This is a genomic window from Bradyrhizobium aeschynomenes (assembly GCF_013178945.1).
Taxonomy (GTDB): Bacteria; Pseudomonadota; Alphaproteobacteria; order Rhizobiales; family Xanthobacteraceae; genus Bradyrhizobium; species Bradyrhizobium aeschynomenes.
Genome location: NZ_JABFDM010000053.1, coordinates 1 through 305, shown reverse-complemented (window position 1 = coordinate 305; position 305 = coordinate 1). Strand labels below are relative to the sequence as shown.

The window sequence follows — 305 nt, the reverse complement described above, 5'->3', positions numbered from 1 at the left end:
CGTCCATGTGAGCGTAGTGACGATTTTCAGTTTCGTATTCTACGTGGGCGGTGTTAATAGTGATACCACGTTCCTTTTCTTCAGGTGCAGCATCGATTTGTGAGTAATCTTCAGCCTTAGCTAATCCCTTTTCAGCTAAAACAGTAGTAATAGCCGCAGTTAAAGTGGTCTTACCGTGGTCAACGTGACCGATAGTACCAATGTTTACGTGTGGCTTAGTTCTAACGTAATGTTCTTTTTCTGCCATTAAAATGACCCTCCTGTAAATTTGCAAGAAGTCCGTTGAGATAAGTTAACGGATAATT

At 41.3% G+C, this 305-nt stretch carries 1 protein-coding gene; it reads right to left on the bottom strand.

What is annotated here, in order from left to right; all coding sequences use genetic code 11:
• Positions 1–247, bottom strand: a 247-nt coding sequence (locus HL666_RS33935; RefSeq protein ID WP_246741690.1) for a GTP-binding protein, incomplete at its 3' end; no start/stop codon positions are given.
• Between the last annotated feature and the right edge of the window lie 58 nt (positions 248–305).